This window comes from Mangrovimonas sp. ST2L15, assembly GCF_001280515.1.
GTDB lineage: Bacteria > Bacteroidota > Bacteroidia > Flavobacteriales > Flavobacteriaceae > Mangrovimonas > Mangrovimonas futianensis.
The window spans coordinates 1-1,949 of sequence record NZ_LBIQ01000008.1 but is presented as its reverse complement, the minus strand read 5'-3'; the positions used below and the strand labels follow the sequence as shown (position 1 = coordinate 1,949).

The window sequence follows — 1,949 nt, the reverse complement described above, 5'->3', positions numbered from 1 at the left end:
GCTTCGATGGTCACGGACACTAAGTTTCCACAGCCGTTGGCATCCTGTACCTCCACGGTATGGGTTCCAGAGTATAGGTTGGAAATGGTAAACGGCGTACTTTGTGTCTGGAAGGCCCCACCGTTGATACTGAAACTGTATGGCGCTACGCCCGCAGTAGGCATGGTGACCTCAATTTCAAACCCACCTTCGGCAGCGGTACACGGATTGGTGGCCACGGCATCGACTATCGGGGCTGGATCAGAGATCATATCAACAGGAACGGTAACGATACATCCATAGGCATCCATGGTGTGCACGTAATATGTTCCGGCATCCACGTTAAAGGTACTGGTGGAAGCCCAAGCACTGTCCGAAGCATCCGGGGCCGCAGGGGTGGTGGTTATCTGGTATAGGTATGGTGCCGTTCCATCATGTGCGATGGCACTGATCACTCCCGAATTGGGGTTACAGTTGGCATTTTGGTCCACAGAGGCCGTTAGGGTCAACGGGATCTCTGATTGTGTGATATTGAAAGGAATGGTAACAATGCTACATCCTGCGTTTGGTCCGGTATTCTCGGTGATCAGGACATAGTAGTTGCCAAAAGGCAATGGTCCCAGATCGGTGATGGTGGTAGACCCGTTTGAAGGAACAGATCCAGAACCGGTCACACCGGTAGATTCCAGTGACAGGGTATCGAACACCTCATAGGATATATCGATACCAGTGCCATAGACACTGTTGATGGTAAAGGTTACGTTCCCATCGTCACTACCGGAACACGTAATGTTGTTTGCCGTAACAGCCGTGGCCGTTAAGGATGAGTTGGTAGGTATGGGAGTCGTAGCAGGCTCGAAGTAGCTACAGTTGGTTGATTCGTCATATACAATAAAGGTATAGCTTACCCCCGGGGTCAATCCCGTAAAGGTTGCCGACTGGCTACCGGGTGCATCTTCAGGTATCCATGACCCGGCAGGGTTTGGATATTCTGATATAGGTCCCTGGTAGATACTGAAGTAAAAAGGTCCGGCACTACTTAGGGTAGATCCCACACTTACCACGGCAGTCCCACCAGTGGAACAGTCCACGGTAGATGCTACGGTAATGTCAAGATCGGTAGGAGGCGATGCTACCAATACGTCCTGGACCAGAACGGAACATCCGTTGGCATCGATGACGTTGATCTGGTAAAGCCCGAAGTCCACCACATCAAAGCTCACGGAAGTGGATCCCGTGGCATTAAGCTCGGAGTTTTCATAACCGTTGGTGCCAGTTACGAAATAGTTGTAGGGAGCGGTTCCACCGGTAACACCATCTACAATAATAGATCCTTGTGATACTCCGGTACTCGTACATGTGATGTCCACGGCATGATAGGTCACGTCAATAGGGTCCGGCTCATCGATAACGATGGTGTCGGTACCGGTACATGAGTTGGCATCGGTCACGGTCACGGTATAGGATCCGGCTGGCAAGCTGGAAGTCTGTGTTCCGTAATCGGTTCCGGTGGTATCGTTGAATACGTTGATTGTAAATGGCGGGGTTCCCACGGTATCATCAATGGTGATCTCCATGGCGCCATTGGTATCCCCGTTACAAAGTATTGGGGCTGTCTGTGCTATCAGGCTGATGGCCGGAGGCGTAATGGGGTTGATGGTATGTTCTGGCGAGGTAGCGGTACAACCGTTGGCATCGGTGATCTGGAACTGGTAGGTCCCTGCTGTTGATGCACTATAGGTAAAGGTCGTTCCCGTTGCGCCAAGATCCGTAAAGGCACCACCGTTAATGGACACGGCATAGGTGTAGGGCGCTGAGCTACCCGTTATGGTACCGGTAATGATGGCATCTGGGTTGGCCGTACAGTCCAGGTCCTTGGTAAGCACGGTGCTCAAGGAAATGGTCGGTAGCGGATCGATGGTCATGGTCTCGCTGTATGTACACTCATTGGCATCCATCACCTGGAAGGT

At 51.7% G+C, this 1,949-nt stretch carries 1 pseudogene; it reads right to left on the bottom strand.

What is annotated here, in order from left to right:
* Positions 1-1,118: pseudogene (locus tag ZA07_RS16090) on the bottom strand (chromophore lyase); the annotation flags it as partial.
* Positions 1,119-1,949: the final 831 nt, after the last annotated feature.